Source organism: Phaeodactylibacter sp., assembly GCF_040219495.1.
GTDB lineage: Bacteria > Bacteroidota > Bacteroidia > Chitinophagales > Saprospiraceae > Phaeodactylibacter.
In genome coordinates this window covers 24,146-39,700 of record NZ_JAVJSK010000006.1, presented here as the reverse complement: position 1 = coordinate 39,700, position 15,555 = coordinate 24,146, and the positions used below count along the sequence as shown (strand labels likewise).

The 15,555-nt window shown below is 53.3% G+C and carries 11 protein-coding genes; 8 read left to right on the top strand and 3 right to left on the bottom strand.

What is annotated here, in order from left to right; translation table 11 throughout:
* Nucleotides 1-307: 307 nt before the first annotated feature.
* The 7 genes from RIC19_RS01010 (at nucleotide 308) to atpG (ending at nucleotide 8,606) form a co-directional block, all read left to right on the top strand.
* On the top strand, nucleotides 308-2,917 hold the full coding sequence (locus tag RIC19_RS01010; RefSeq protein WP_350175915.1) for a transglycosylase domain-containing protein: 2,610 nt from the start codon (nucleotides 308-310) through the stop codon (nucleotides 2,915-2,917).
* A 313-nt stretch (nucleotides 2,918-3,230) separates the two neighbouring features.
* Nucleotides 3,231-4,499 carry a F0F1 ATP synthase subunit A gene (gene atpB, locus RIC19_RS01005; RefSeq protein ID WP_350175913.1) on the top strand — a complete coding sequence of 423 codons (1,269 nt, stop codon included), beginning with the start codon at nucleotides 3,231-3,233 and terminating at the stop codon, nucleotides 4,497-4,499.
* 37 nt (nucleotides 4,500-4,536) lie between these two features.
* On the top strand, nucleotides 4,537-4,728 hold the full coding sequence (gene atpE / locus RIC19_RS01000) for an ATP synthase F0 subunit C (RefSeq protein WP_044217773.1): 192 nt from the start codon (nucleotides 4,537-4,539) through the stop codon (nucleotides 4,726-4,728).
* 122 nt (nucleotides 4,729-4,850) lie between these two features.
* Entirely contained in the window at nucleotides 4,851-5,372 is a 522-nt protein-coding gene (gene atpF, locus RIC19_RS00995; protein WP_350175911.1) for a F0F1 ATP synthase subunit B, read from the top strand.
* Nucleotides 5,373-5,423: 51 nt separating this feature from the next.
* On the top strand, nucleotides 5,424-5,990 hold the full coding sequence (gene atpH / locus RIC19_RS00990; RefSeq protein ID WP_350175909.1) for an ATP synthase F1 subunit delta: 567 nt from the start codon (nucleotides 5,424-5,426) through the stop codon (nucleotides 5,988-5,990).
* 56 nt (nucleotides 5,991-6,046) lie between these two features.
* Nucleotides 6,047-7,651 (top strand): F0F1 ATP synthase subunit alpha, encoded by a 1,605-nt coding sequence (atpA, locus tag RIC19_RS00985; protein WP_350175907.1) that lies wholly within the window; start codon nucleotides 6,047-6,049, stop codon nucleotides 7,649-7,651.
* Nucleotides 7,652-7,706: 55 nt separating this feature from the next.
* Nucleotides 7,707-8,606, top strand: a complete 900-nt coding sequence (gene atpG, locus RIC19_RS00980) for an ATP synthase F1 subunit gamma (RefSeq protein WP_350175905.1) — start codon at nucleotides 7,707-7,709, stop codon at nucleotides 8,604-8,606.
* Nucleotides 8,607-8,691: 85 nt separating this feature from the next.
* Here the strand turns inward: atpG and RIC19_RS00975 are convergent, their stop codons facing one another.
* Complete coding sequence (locus RIC19_RS00975) at nucleotides 8,692-9,243, bottom strand: DUF192 domain-containing protein (protein WP_350175903.1); 552 nt, start codon at nucleotides 9,241-9,243, stop codon at nucleotides 8,692-8,694.
* Nucleotides 9,244-9,507: 264 nt separating this feature from the next.
* On the opposite strand from RIC19_RS00975, the gene RIC19_RS00970 reads away from it, so the two are divergent.
* Nucleotides 9,508-9,738, top strand: coding sequence for a hypothetical protein (locus RIC19_RS00970; protein ID WP_350175901.1), 231 nt, complete (start codon nucleotides 9,508-9,510; stop codon nucleotides 9,736-9,738).
* Between the two features lie 250 nt (nucleotides 9,739-9,988).
* Here RIC19_RS00970 and RIC19_RS00965 read toward each other — a convergent pair whose 3' ends face one another.
* Nucleotides 9,989-11,116, bottom strand: coding sequence for an efflux RND transporter periplasmic adaptor subunit (locus tag RIC19_RS00965; RefSeq protein WP_350175899.1), 1,128 nt, complete (start codon nucleotides 11,114-11,116; stop codon nucleotides 9,989-9,991).
* Nucleotides 11,117-11,150: 34 nt separating this feature from the next.
* A complete protein-coding gene (locus RIC19_RS00960; protein ID WP_350175897.1) occupies nucleotides 11,151-15,443 on the bottom strand; it encodes a CusA/CzcA family heavy metal efflux RND transporter in 4,293 nt (1,430 codons plus the stop codon).
* Nucleotides 15,444-15,555: the final 112 nt, after the last annotated feature.

Sequence of the window (15,555 nt, the reverse complement as noted above, 5' to 3'; positions counted from 1 at the left end):
TCGGCCTGCAAACTACACTTTTTTGCTTATACTTCGTCCCGAAAATCCTCATTTAGCTAAGGCTAAACTCCGGTTTTCGTGCCTCGTCTAACCAAAAAATTGTTAGTTTTCGACTAGAAGACAAAAGTCCCAACACGCTCTAATAGTTTGGCTTTGATGGAATAAAGAAGCAACGTCTGACGTTAGACCATCAGCCAATCGGAAATGTACTGATGTGGCGATAGCAATATTTGCCGTTTGCAGAATAGAGGACACTTCTCCGACAGACTGCAAGGGCATCAAAAAATAAACGGACTTCGTGTTTTAAATGCAGCAGCCAAACTCAAACTTTCTGGAGCAATCGAAGAACTGGATTTTCAACCAATGGGAGCGGCTCCGGTCCCGTGCTTTAGGTTTTTACGCGCAGTACCCACGCTGGGCCATCGCAGGCCTGGTGGCTGGCGGGCTGGGTATCTTAGGCTTTTTGTCTGTGCTGCTGATCGCAGGGCTGGTGTACGTTGAAGCCCTCGGCCCGGTACCCGGCTATCCGGAACTACAGGCCATCAGCAACCACAACGCGTCGGAGGTCTATTCCGAAGACGGTGTATTGCTGGGGAAATACTACGTGGAAAACCGGATCAATGCCGACTTTGAGGAGATATCCCCTGATTTGATCAATGCGCTTGTCGCTACGGAAGACGCCCGGTTCTTCGAGCACAGCGGCATTGATGTACGCGCAGCAGCCCGGGTCCTGGTAAAATCCATCCTACTGATGGACGAATCGTCTGGCGGGGGGAGCACCCTGAGTCAGCAGTTGGCCAAAAACCTTTATCCGAGGCAGGAGTACCTGGTGCTTTCGATGGTGGTGAACAAGATGCGGGAAATGCTGATTGCCCGCAGGCTGGAGCATGCCTATGCCAAAGAAGAGTTGCTGCGGCTCTACCTGAATACGGTCTCTTTTGGAGAGGGGATATTTGGTATCAAGGTGGCCGCTCAGCGTTTTTTCAATAAGTCTCCGGAAGCCCTCAACCTAGAGGAAGCAGCCGTTCTGGTGGGCATGCTGAAGGCGACCACTTACTACAGCCCGGTGCGCCACCCGGAGAATGCCCTGCGCCGCCGCAATATCGTGCTGGGGCAGATGGTCCGTTATGGTTACCTGGGTGCAGAGGTAAAGGACTCACTCGTACAATTACCGCTCGTAGCCGACTACCGGCCCGAGGGGCACAATAAAGGCCTGGCCACGTACTTCCGGGAGCATCTCCGCCATGAGCTGAGCGGGCTGCTGGAAGGCTATACCAAACCTGATGGCACACCTTATAATCTATACACCGATGGCTTACGTATCTACACTTCATTAGATGCCCGGCTACAGCGCTATGCTGAAGAAGCCGTACAGGAAGAGATGGCCAAAGTACAGGAAAACTTCTACGAGGACTGGAAAAAGGGTACGCCCTGGGGCAGCAACGAAGTCCTGGAAAGAGCGGTACGCAAATCAGATCGCTACCAGGACCTAAAGGCCCGGGGCGTATCGGAAGAAAAAATCGAAGCCATTTTTCAGCAGCCGGTCCCTATGACGGTCTTCAGTTGGAAAAATGGAGAAGAAGAACGCGAGATGAGCCCGCTGGACTCGGTGAAGTATTACCTCACGATGCTGAATGCCGGATTCCTCGCTGCTGACCCTTCCACTGGAATGATCAAAGCCTGGGTGGGCGGTATTGACCACAAGTATTTTCAGTACGATCATGTATTTGCCAAACGGCAGGTCGGCTCCACCTTCAAGCCGGTGGTTTATGCTACGGCCCTGCAGGGCGGGATGCTGCCCTGCGAATATACCTACAACCGGCAGGTGGCTTATGCCAAATACGACAACTGGTCTCCCCGTAATGCCGATGGGGCTTACGAAGGCGTCTACTCCATGGAAGGCGCACTAAGCAACTCGGTCAATACCGTAACGGTGGAGATCATGATGCGCTCCGGCATCGATTCCGTTCGGCAACTGGGGCGGGCGATGGGCATTGAAAGCCACATCCCTGCGGTGCCTTCGATTTCTCTGGGGGCTGTAGAGGCTTCGCTGTATGAAATGACGAAAGTGTACGGCACCTTTGCCAACCGTGGCCGCCGGCCGGAGTGGCATTACCTGGACCGTATCGAAACCGCCGATGGTGAGGTCCTCGTGACCTTTGAGCGCCCCAATCCCCGGCGCTTCCCCCGCGTTTTGGAAGAGCCGCAGGCGGATATGATGATCCGGATGCTCGAATCTGTGGTCGACAGCGGCACAGCCCGTAAACTCCGGTACCACTATGGGCTGTATAATGATATCGCAGGCAAGACAGGCACCACTCAGAACCAATCTGACGGCTGGTTCGTCGGGTTTAACCCCAAACTGGTAGCCGGTGCCTGGGTAGGCGGTTCCTGGCCGCAGGTACACTTCCGGACCCTTTACCGGGGGCAGGCTTCGTCCACTGCTTTGCCGATCTACGGTTCGTTTATGAGGAAAGTGTACCGCGATAAGGCTTACAAATCAGTGCGTTATGCCAGGTTTTCGGCACCGGCGGATACGGTCTCGGCACTTATGCAGTGCCCGCCTTATTTGGAGGAAATGCCCATCCTGGCCGTCCACGAGGATGGCTATTATTACTTTGAAGACAACCGAAGCTTGTTCGGCCGTTTGCTGGATCAGCCTTATAAAGATGAACAGGGGCGGGTCATTAATGTGCCCCCCAGGCAAGCCGGAGAATCGGATGAAGCTTATGTGCAGCGGGTCCGGGCCTATCAATCGCAGCTGCAAGAGCGGGAGCTGCGCCGGGAAAAGCGCAAAACTTTCTGGAGCAACCTTTTATTTGGCGAAGGAGAGGAAGGTAAGAATGATCAAACGGACGAAAAAGAGCAAAAACCCACGACTGGCTACAAATACTACGATAGGAATAACGAGCAATAACCTTCCGGCCGGCCCCGAATACCAGAAAATTCCGCTTAGGCCAGGCGGCCAGGTGGGAAAACAATAATTCCGCTGTGCATTGGTTTGGGGAAACAAAAAACGCTGCAGCGTCCCCTGTTTGCAATACCACCCTATATTATTTGAGAACAACGGCTATAACTCTCTGTTTCTCAACCCCTGCAATTCAAAGTCCATTTGAAAAAAAAGGTTGTACGTTTCACTAATATGCTAAAGTGCCTTACTTTTGTGCCGATTTCTAAAGGTCCTGGTTTTTGCACCTCTATTAAGCAAAGCCTACTAAAGCATAAGAATAGTGAAAGTGGACATCAAGAAGTTCTGCATACTGACACTGGCCCTGGCCCTCACGGCTTTCGGAAACTCAACGTTTGCGCAACACGACGATCATGCTCAACACGAACATGCTGAAGGGCACGATGAGCACAATCAGAACGAAGAGCACGGCGGTGGTTACGACCCGGTTGCTACCGTTATGCACCACATTGCGGATGCCAACGAGTTTCACGTCTGGAAAGACGTGCACATTCCGCTCCCGGTTATGCTTTATGCGCCGGAGCAGGGTTGGACAACCGGCTTGTCCAGCATGTTTGAGCATGGGCATACCGCCGTTGATGGCTACGTGCTCAACCACGGCCGCATCAATCGCGTAGCGGACCCTTCCTTCCCAACCGGCGAAGTCCATGTGGGGCATATTGACCATAAGGTCGAAACAACCGAAGACGGAAAGGAAAAGGATGTTTACTACGTCAACTACGAAAACGAATCTTACAAGCTAGACGCACCCAGCACCCTTGATGGTGGAATGATGGGGGGCGGTATCACCTCTTTTTACGACTTTTCTATTACCAAGAATGTCTTCACCATGCTGCTGGCAGCACTGCTGCTCATCTTCATCTTCAATGCGGTCGCACGCGGTTACAAGAAGAATGAAGGCAAGGCGCCATCGGGCATTCAGTCGTTTTTTGAGGTCTTCTTTGTTTTTATGCGCGATGAAGTAACCAAGCCGATGATTGGCGAAAAGCACTACGAGCGCTTTCAGCCATTCGTGATGACGCTGTTCTTCTTCATCCTGTTTTGCAATCTGATGGGCCTCATTCCTTTCTTCCCGGGCAGTGCAAACGTAACCGGCAATATTGCGGTAACGCTGGTGCTGGCAGTTTTCACCTTTATCGTGGTGAACCTGAATGGTAAGAAAGACTACTGGCAGCACGTATTCTGGATGCCAGGCATCCCGGGCTGGGTGAAGATCATCCTCACACCGGTGGAGATACTGGGCTTGTTCATCCGCCCGTTCTCCCTGATGATTCGTTTGTTTGCGAATATCTCAGCGGGGCACATTATCATTCTGAGCCTGATCGGTTTGATCTTCCTCTTTGGCGACAACGGTGCCAACACAGGAGGGGCAGCCGCAGGTGCGGTAGTCGGTGGCTTGTTCACCGCCTTTATGAACCTGATAGAGCTGCTTGTGGCGGCCCTGCAAGCCTTCGTGTTTGCTATCCTTTCTGCTTCCTATATCGGAGCCGCAGTAGAGGAGCACCACCACGATGAAGCTCATGCACACTAAGTATTTAATTTACTCACTCATATAAAATCTCATAACAATGGGACCAATTGGAGCTGGATTAGCAGCACTCGGCGCAGGTATCGGTATCGGTTTGATCGGTAGCAAAGCAATGGAAGCTATCGCACGTCAGCCAGAAGCTGCCGGTGATATCCGAAGCAACATGATCCTCGTAGCAGCACTCGTAGAGGGTGCGGCACTGTTTGCGATCGTTGTAGGCCTGCTGGGCTAATTTGCCCGCTGAGGCATGAAAATTTAAGCTCAGGGCGGCCGCAGCAGCGGTTGGCTGTCTGCCCGCCCTGGCTTGAGTGAGCTAAATTTTCAATAAAAAACCTTCTAAACATTTTCGATACAATGGCTAACGTATTGTTTTTGGCTGACTTCTCCGTTATCAAGCCCGATCCGGGCCTGATCTTCTGGACGACTCTGATCTTCGTGCTGGTATGGGCGCTGCTCGGCCGTATGGCTTTCGGACCTATCCAAAATGCCCTGAAAAAGCGGGAAAACGATATTCAGGATGCCCTCGACGAGGCCCGCAATGCCCGCGAGGAAATGACCGCACTGCAGTCTAAGAACGAAGAGCTGCTGCGTCAGGCTCAGGAAGAGCGCGCCAAAATCCTGAAAGAAGCAAAGGAAATGAAAGATTCGATCGTCAAAGAGGCAAAAGAAAAAGCACAGGACGAAGCCCGCAAAATCGTGAATAGCGCGACGCAGGACATCGAAAATCAGCGTAAGGCGGCTATGACCGATCTGAAAAATCAGGTAGGCGTACTGTCTATCGAAATCGCTGAAAAGCTGCTGCGCCGTCAGTTAGACAATAAGAAAGGTCAGGAGGAGTTTGTGAACGCCCTCGTTGATGACATCAAAATGAACTAAGCTATCGGTAAGGTCTGCCCCGGCATTGCTTATCGAAAATTATAAACTGATATGTCTGTACAAAGAATAGCTTCCCGCTACGCAAAGTCGCTCATCGAGCTGGCCCAGGAGCAGAATAAGCTCGAGGCCGTTACGGAGGACATGAAGACCTTCAAGACACTGCTCAGCAACCGCGACTTGTACTTGTTGCTCAAAAGCCCTGTGGTAGGAACCGACAAGAAGAAGCAGATTTTCAAAATCCTTTTCGAAGGGAAGTTTGATAAACTGACTTCTGCATTCCTGGATATCCTCGCTACCAAAGTGCGCGAAAGCTATATGCCGGAGATCGTCGATGAGTACCTGGCACAGTACAAGCGGTTCATGCATATCTCCACGGTCAAAGTGACAACAGCGACGGCCCTGGATAAAAAGGCGATAGAGGCCATCAAAGCCAAATTGCTGGGAAGTAAAGCTACAGACGATAAAGTGGAAATCATCTCAGTGGTTGACCCCGATGTGATCGGTGGCTTCGTACTGGAGTTCGATGATAAAATTTATGACGCCAGCCTGGCTAACAAGCTGGAAGAGCTGAAGCGTCAATTCAGGGACAACCTGTACGTTTCGCAGTTGTCCAAGTAAACGGATATTAATACTAGAAAACCCGCTGCACCGCGCAGTGATAAAATTTTTCAGATATGGTTGATGTAAAACCTGATGAGATTTCAGCAATACTCAAACAACAACTCTCCGGTTTCAGCTCCGCAACCGAACTTGAAGAGTACGGTACCGTACTTCAGGTAGGTGACGGTATTGCGCGTGTGTATGGCCTGACCAAAGCACAGGCTGGTGAACTGGTAGAATTTGATAGCGGTACTCAGGCCATCGTCCTGAACCTGGAAGAAGACAACGTGGGTGTGGTACTCATGGGGCCAAGTGATGGCATCCGTGAGGGTAGCCGCGTACAGCGTACCAACCGCATCGCTTCCATTAATGTGGGCGAAGGTTTCGTGGGCCGCGTTGTGAACGCGCTCGGCGAGCCGATTGACGGCAAAGGCGCGATTGAAGGGACCACCTACGAAATGCCGCTGGAGCGCAAAGCTCCGGGTGTAATCTACCGTCAGCCGGTAAACGAACCACTCCAAACGGGTATCAAGTCGATTGACGCAATGATTCCGATTGGCCGTGGACAGCGGGAGCTGATCATTGGCGACCGTCAGACGGGTAAGACTGCGATTGCGATCGATACCATTATCAATCAGCGCGAATTTTACGAGCGCGGTGAGCCGGTTTACTGTATCTACGTAGCTTCCGGCCAGAAGGCATCAACAGTTGCCAACGTAGCGAAGACGCTCGAAGACAACGGAGCGATGGACTACACTGTGATCGTTTCGGCTTCGGCTGCGGACCCTGCACCGCTGCAGTTCTACGCTCCATTCGCAGGTGCTGCGGTTGGGGAGTATTTCCGCGATACGGGCCGGCCTGCACTGATCATCTATGATGACCTTTCCAAGCAGGCGGTAGCCTACCGTGAGGTATCACTGCTGCTGCGCCGCCCTCCGGGCCGTGAGGCTTACCCTGGTGATGTATTCTACCTGCACTCCCGCCTTTTGGAGCGTGCAGCGAAGATCATCAACAACGACGAAATCGCCCGTCAGATGAATGACCTGCCGGATACCCTGGCAAACGCTAAAGACGAAAATGGCGAGCCAATCGTAAAAGGTGGCGGTTCACTGACTGCCCTGCCGATCATTGAGACGCAGGCAGGTGACGTTTCTGCCTATATCCCAACCAACGTAATTTCCATTACCGACGGTCAGATATTCCTCGAGTCCAACCTCTTCAACGCGGGTGTACGCCCGGCGATCAACGTGGGTATCTCCGTATCCCGTGTGGGTGGTTCGGCTCAGATCAAGTCGATGAAGAAAGTATCCGGTACGCTGAAGCTCGATCAGGCACAGTATCGCGAACTGGAGGCGTTCTCCAAGTTCGGCTCTGACCTGGACGCTGCAACAACGGCAGTACTGGAGAAAGGTAAGCGCAACGTTGAAATCCTGAAGCAGCCACAGTACTCTCCGGTATCCGTAGAGAAGCAGGTAGCCATTATCTACCTGGGTACGAAGGGCAAATTGCGCAATGTACCGGTAGAGAAGGTAAAGGAGTTCGAAGAGCTCTTCCTGACTACCCTGGAAAAGCAGCATCCTGATGTACTGGAGGCTTTCCGGGCGGGTAAGCTGGAGAAAGCGGCAACAGATAAGTTGGAAGCGCTGGCAGCCGAGCTGTCTGCACAGTACAAGAAGTAAGACAATCGTTTATTTGATCGGCAGCCCCTGTGGCTGCCGGCAAAATTGCTCATAGATGGCTAACTTAAAAGAGGTACGGGACCGGATCAAGTCGGTTCAGAATACTCAGCAAATTACCAAGGCGATGAAAATGGTGTCGGCTGCGAAGCTGCGCCGTGCTCAGGATGCAATCGTGCAAATGCGCCCCTATGCTGATAAGCTGAATCAGGTATTGCGCAATATCCTTTCCAATCTTGAAGGAGACGCGGGCAGCAGCCTCGGTGAAGCGCGCGAGGTTAAAAGTGCCTGTATTGTCGTGGTGACCTCCAACCGTGGTCTTTGTGGAGCCTTCAACTCCAACATCTCTAAAGCGGCTGCCAACCTGGTGAATACCAAGTATGCTGCTTTGCGTGAAAGCGGCAACCTTAGTATGTTGTGCATCGGCAAAAAAGGGGCGGAGTACTTCAAGAAACGCTACCCGGACCTGGATTTTATCCCGGGTTATGTCGACCTCTTTGATAACCTGAGCTTCGACAACGTTTCGGAAGTGCCCAAAATGCTGATTCAGTATTTTGAGAATGAAGATTTCGATGCAGTAGACGTAGCCTATGGCAAGTTCAAGAACGCAGCCACGCAGGTTACTCAGGTGGAGCAATTCCTGCCTGTTCCGAAAATCGAAGCCGAAGTTACAGAAAACGAAGTGGAAGGCCTCATGGCAGATTATATCTTCGAGCCGGGCAAAAAGGAACTGCTGGAATACCTGATTCCTACGATCCTGCAGACCCAGTTTCAGAAGTACGTGCTGGATACGCATGCCTCCGAGCATGGTGCCCGTATGACCGCTATGGACAAGGCAACCGAGAACGCTCAGGAATTGCTGCGCGACCTCAAGATTTCCTACAACAAAGCGCGTCAGGAAGCCATCACTAATGAAATTCTCGAGATTGTGGGTGGTGCAGCTGCCCTCGAAAGCTGATAAACAACCCCGCAAGCGGGTTTTCTAGTACGATATTTAGAATCCCCCCGGCACGGCACGACCGCGTCGGGGGGATTTTTTTTGTCTATTGCCGCTCAAACTCAATCCGGTCGCCCGGCTTTACCCCCAGCTTATCGGACAGGCCCCCAATCACTTCCAGTACGTATTTAGCATCTCCCTGACTCGTCTGCGGGCTCAGCGTTTGGGGCTGTGCATTCTTGCGGATATTCAGAATGCGCTGTTCTTCACTGATGAACATAATGTCGAGGGGGACATAAGTATTGCGCATCCAAAAGGACTGCGGCTCCGCCCGCTCCATAATGAACAGCATGCCCTGATCCTCTTCCATGGACTTGCGCCACATCATGCCTTCTGCCCGGCCCATATCATCGGCTTTAATCTCAAGATCAATGGTACTGATCGCCTGACCGCCCTGCTCTGCATAAAACGTAAGCGTACCCTGTTTGGTAAACTGAGGCCCCGAGGCATTGGGCGTGGATTTTGGCATAGACATATAGATTAGCCCCCCTACTACGGGGAGTGCGAGAATGACCATCAACAGGATAAGGTTGCGTTGTTTGCGCTGCTGAGCTTTTCTGCGCTCCGCGCGGTTGGGAAGGTTGGATTTTGCGGTCATGGGTGTCAGGTCGTTTATGGTTGTTAGCGGTAAAAATAACATACTTCGGGAAAAGATGGGAAGAGGCACGCTGTTTCCTGAAAACCAGCGGGAAGATTCTATGAATTTGAAACCGATGTGCGGTTTAGTTAGCTCAATGCCATTTTGAGTTGCCAGGCAGAGTCACCCATTAGGATCAAAGGAGAAGGGAGCGGAGGTTAAGTTTGATAAAAGAAGGTCTTCAGGAAATTAGGGGTGAAAGATAACAACAGTCCCTCTGCAAGTGTGCGGACAATTTCAGATGATGGGCATGACTTTCTAATCCTGTACTGGTATTACCTGGATACCTCCGCTATTGATAACGGGGTCAATATTATCCAGTATAACGAAGAAACACAGTTTGTACAAGGTGCTTTTCAGTTTACGGCTATCCGCGATACAGTATTCGTTGGCGGTAATGATTTACCAGATACGATTCAGGTGCGAGATGGGGATTTTGAAGCTACTTTGGAATGACTTAGCGGGCGAGCCCCAGGTTTTGTAGGACGCCACCGGCCATCCATTCGTCCTTTATTTTTACCAGATCGCCACCAAGGACGGTCGGAATGGAACGGGGGCCTTATTGTGGATTTCTAGTCAGGTGCCGACTTTAGAGTCGCGACCTGACAGATGGACTCAGGCCGCGATTCTGTAATCGCCGCCTGAGTCACAGCGGACAAAGAAGGCACCCTCTGAAATCAAAGACACCTCCACTCACTTTGTGCCTCTACTCCGTACCATTAATATAATATGCGCCCTTAAGTGCCACCGGCGTACGGTCAGAAATGCCCTTGCCACTTATTTCCACGTACCCATCCGCGGCAACGCCAGGCTTCACCAGCATTTTCTGAAACCCGTCTGCTGTTTCCAGAAAAACATAAGCCTCTTCACCGGAACGCACAATAGCTTCTTCCGGTACGGTCAGTGCCATGCGGGTGTCGGTCTGAACCTTAGCAAAGAGGAAACTGCCAATGGCCAGCTGTGGGGTAGGCTCATCGAGGTGTACATGTACCCGGGCTGTCTTTTGCGCCAGGTCGATGCTCTGATTGACCAGGTGCACGGTGCCGGTGACCGGTGTTTCCATACCCGGTAAATTAGCGATGACGGGTTGCCCTTTCTTAACCTTGTGCAAGTCTTTGGCATAGACTTCCAACTCCAGGTGCAGGTGGCTGCCGTCGGTAATTTGGAAAAGCATCGTTTCGGGCTGTACGAGCTGCCCGGAGCGGACTTCCATCTGCGTCAGTTGCCCGTTGGAAGGGGCAGTCAGTGCGATAGAGGATTGAATGGTCTTCGTCTCTTCCACGGCTTGTGTATTGATCCCAATCAGTTGAAGCTCTGCTTTGAGGCCTTCGTACCGGGATTGCATAATAGCCAGTTCCGAAACCGCGAGTTCGTAATCTCTTTGGGAAGCAGCATCCGATTCGGCCAGCTCTGCTTTGCGGTCTTTATCCTTTTGGAGATAAGGCAGCCGGGCAGCCGTCTCCAGGAAGGTACGCTGCAGGCGCACGAGATCGGGATGCTCAATGCTGGCCAGGCGTTCGCCCCGACGGACTTGCTCACCGGGCAGGTGGCGGATATTGCGCACAAAGCCCATCACCGGGCTGTGCACCGCCTGCTGATAAGCCGGGGGTACATCTATCGTGCCGGAGCAGGACAGGTAAGTGGGTATTTCCCGCTGCTCGGGCTGGCCCGTTTGGATGCCGGCCTGCTGCATCTGAGCAGCAGTTAGGCGAATATGCTCATCGGCCCCGGCATCAGCAGAAGTCTCCGTTTCAGTAGTGCTGACCGGTGCCGTATCGTTGTGACAGGCAGTAAGGCTGGCAGCGATGAAGAAGATGAAAAATACGTATTTCATGGTGGTTATTTTTTTTGTGGGTTTCCCCCTTAGGTTATCGAGATAAGAATTCGAGAAAAAGTACGGCCTCATTGTAGCGTGCAATCAGCTGAATACGCTCCAGCTCACTGCTCAGGGCGATATTCATGCTCTGGGCGTATTGGAAATAGTCCACTTCGCCCTGCTCCAGTTGCAGGCGGGCCAGCCGGCGGAGCCGTTCGGCCTGAGCCAGTAGCTCGGGGGCCTGTACTTCCAGTTGTTGTGCCAGTTGTTGCAGGCGGGCCCGGGCCATTTGCCTTTCCTGCTCCAGGCGTTGCCGCTGCCCCTGCAATTGCTGAGCAGCCTTATCGGCTTCCAGTTCGGCCTGTGCAATACGTGCCCGTTGGCTTTTTTGGAAAACCGGTGCCCGCAGCCCGATCTGAACGGCACTCAGTGGGATATCCGGGCGGATACTTTGTTGCATATAGCCAAGGGACAGTTGTGGCTTAAGGCGCTGTGCTTCTACGTCTGCATTAGCTTGCGCAACCTGTGTTTCCTGCTCCAGGGGGCGCAGGAAAGCCTGCAAGGCCTGTGAGGTGTCCACTACGCTGGTTGGCAGCGCCCTAAGCGTGTCTTCCGTGCGAACGGTCTCCGGGCTGTAAGCCAACTGCTGCAAGCGCATGAAAGCCTGCTCCTCTTGTTGCACCGCTTGCTGGGTGGTACTTTGAGCCTGGGTGAGTTGCTGTTGGGCCAGCGTATACGACAAGCGGTCGATAGCGCCCGACCGCAGTTGAAGGGCTGCTCTGTCTGCCAGGTTTTGGAACAAGCGCTCCTGACGGGCGTACAGTTGCAGCCGTGCCTGGCTGGCCAGCCAGTTTTGCCAGTTTTGCTTCACCCCAAAGGCTACCTGATGCTCGAGCAGAGCCTGCTGACTCCCCGAAAGGGCCAGCTGTGCCCGTGCGGCAGTTTCCTGCTTTGCATTCAGCCCAAACGGGGACAAAGGCTGAGTGATGGCAAACTGATAGTCACCCATCGTCGTATTGTACTGTCCGAAGCCGGCCATGAATTCCGTCTGTGGGACTTCCCGTGCCGCGGTAATGCCCAGCTGCGCCTGCTGAATGCCCAGGGCACCGCTCTTTAGATCCGGATTGCGTTCCATCGCCTGCTGGGTAGCGTATTCCAGCGTAAGGGGTTGCTGCGCCTGCATGGGCATAGCGAATAGCAGTAGTGCCACAACAGCCGTACCGGTAGCCAGCCCCGGTATTTTCAGGTTTTTATTGGTCAGGTAGTACAGCACCGGCAGTACCAGCAGTGTGAGCAAGGTCGCCGTGATCAGCCCGCCGATGACCACCGTAGCCAGGGGCTTTTGAACCTCCGCGCCATTGGAAGTGGAAAGCGCCATCGGCAGGAAACCCAGTGCCGCTACCATAGCAGTCATGATTACAGGGCGCATCCGGGCCAGCCCACCGTCGATGACGACCTTCCGGATATCGGTGTACCCTTCTTCGTAGCGCAGCCGGTTGAAGTGGCTGATGAGGACAATACCGTTGAGTACCGCTACCCCAAACAGGGCAATAAACCCAACCCCGGCAGAGATACTGAAGGGCATGCCCCGGAGCCAAAGCCCAAGGATGCCACCTACCGCAGCGGTAGGAACAGCGGTGAAGATCATCAGGGCGTATTTCAGTTTGCCAAAGGTGAAGTAAAGCAGTACAAAAATAAGGGCAAGAGCAGCAGGAACGGCTACACTCAGGCGCGCCTTTGCCGCTTCCAGGTTCTCAAACTGCCCTCCGTATTGCACAAAGTAGCCTGCTGGTAGATTGAGCCCCGCCTTAAGCTGGGATTCGATATCGGCCACCAGGCTGGCCACATCCCGGTCCCGGACGTTCACTCCAATATTGATGCGGCGGCGGGTCCCTTCCCGGGAAATCTGCATGGGCCCTTCGGTGTAGTGCACCCGGGCCACTTCACTCATCGGCAGCGAACGGCCATCGGGCAGATGCACGAAGAGCTGCTGCAGGTCCAGCGACTGCCGGCTGTTTTCCTTCAGGCGGACCACCAGGTCGAACTTCCGCTCGTTCTCAAAGACCACTCCTGCCGTTTCACCGGCAAAAGCAGTACGTACCAGGGTGTTGAGCTGCTCAATATCCAGTCCGTACTCTGCAATCTTCTGCCGGTTGAAGTCTACCATGAGCTGAGGCAGGCCCTCCGTTTGTTCCACTTTGACATCCCCGGCACCGGAAATGCCCTTGATGATATCAGCGGCGAGGTCGGCCTGTTGCTTGAGCACCGTGGTGTTTTCTCCGAAAATCTTCACCGCAATATCCGTCTTCGCACCCGTCAGCAGCTCATTGAAACGCAGCTGTATAGGTTGGGTGAATTCAAAGGAAGCACCGGCAATAACTTCGAGCTTTCCCTTCATTTTGGTCACCAGCTCTTCCCGGCTGTTGGCACTCACCCATTCCCCTTGTGGCTTGAGGATGATCATGATGTCCGCATCTTCAATTGCCATAGGGTCAGTAGGGACCTCGGCGGTACCAATTTTGGAAACGACGTGCTCAATTTCCGGGAAGTTGTCCAGCAGTATCTTTTCGGCTTTGGTAGCAGTCTTGACGCTTTCCTGCAAAGAACTGCCCGGTTGAATGGCCATTTGCATAGCCAGGTCGCCTTCTTCCAGCGTAGGCAGAAACTCCGCGCCCAGGGTGCGGAACAGCAGTATAGCCCCAACGAGAACCGCCAGCGTTGCACCAATGACCAATCGCGGCAAACGGAGCGCAATTTCTAAAGTCGGGCGATAGAGTTTACGCAAAAAGCCCACGATACGGTCGGCAAAAGTATGATGCGCCTTGAGGTTGCGGGGCATCACCCAGGCGGTCATCATGGGCACATAGGTGAGCGAAAGAATGAGCGCGCCCAGCACCGCAAAGCTGAAAGTCATGGCCATGGGGCGGAACATCTTGCCCTCAATGCCCGTGAGTGTCATGATGGGGATAAAGACCGTAAGAATGATGAAGACACCGAATACGGCAGCCCGGAACAACTTGGCAGACTCGTCGATAATAATGTCGTCCATTTGTGCCTGAGTCAGCTGTTTGCCCACGTGGTAGGTGAATAAGGCGTGCAGTACCCCCTCCACGATGATCACGGCACCGTCGATCACGATACCGAAGTCGATGGCGCCCAGGCTCATCAGGTTGGCTGAAAGGCCAAAGTAGCTCATCAGAATGAGTGCAAAGAGCATAGCCAGCGGGATAACCGAAGCGACGATCAGCCCGGCCCGTAAATTGCCCAGCAGGAGGACCAGCACAAAGACAACGATCAGCCCGCCTTCCAGCAGGTTGTTTTTTACGGTACCAATGGTTTTGCCCACCAGCACGGAGCGGTCGAGGTAGGGGTACAGCTCTATGCCTTCCGGCAAAGACTCCCGGACCTGCTCAATGCGGTCATGCACATTAGCAATGGCCTCGGAAGAATTGGCTCCTTTGAACATCAGGGTAATGCCGCCCACGGCTTCTCCCTTCCCGTCCATTGTCATAGCACCAAACCGCTTGGGGCTGCCCAGTTGGACCGTGCCTACATCTTTAATCAGGATGGGCGTGCCATTTCGGTTGGACACTACGATCTGCTCAATATCGGAGAAGCTATGGACCATACCTTCCGTACGGATGTAGTAGGCATTCGTGTTTTTCTCGATATAGCTTCCCCCACTGTTTTGATTGTTGCGGGCCAGCGCATCGAAGACCTCGCTGATAGCGATGTCATAGCCCTGCAGGGTTACCGGGTCAAGGGCGACCTCGTACTGCTTCAGGTAGCCCCCAAAGCTGCTGATTTCGATGATGCCCTTGGTACCTGCCATTTGCCGCTTGACGATCCAGTCCTGAATGGTGCGCAGCTCCATGGGGTTGTACTGGTCTTCGTACCCGGGTTTTACCCGCAGCACGTACTGGTAGATTTCGCCCAGCCCGGTGGTAATAGGCATCAGTTCCGGTGTGCCCAAGCCGGGCGGGATTTCCTGCTCTGCCATGCCCAGCTGTTCTTTGACATACTGCCGGGCTTCCAGTACAGGTACGCCCGACTCGAAAACAACGGTGACCACCGAAAGCCCGAATCGGGAGATGGAGCGGATCTCGGTGACATCGGGAATGTTGGCTACGGCGACCTCTACCGGATACGTGATGAATTGCTCGACCTCCTGAGGTGCAAGGGAGCCGGAGACCGTTACAATTTGTACCTGATTGTTGGTGATGTCAGGTACCGCATCAATGGGGAGACGGGACAGGCTGTAGATACCTGCGCTGATCAGCCCTGCGACTAACAAAAGGATGATGAGTTTATTCCGTACGGAAAACTCAATGATTGCTTTAATCATGTTTTGTTGAATTCAGACTTTAGAGAAAGGTGGCACCGGGCACCGCAGCAAAAGCCGGATGGGCAACTTAGGGGGCGCTTTCAGGCGCTCATGGCAGGCAAAGCCGGGCCTA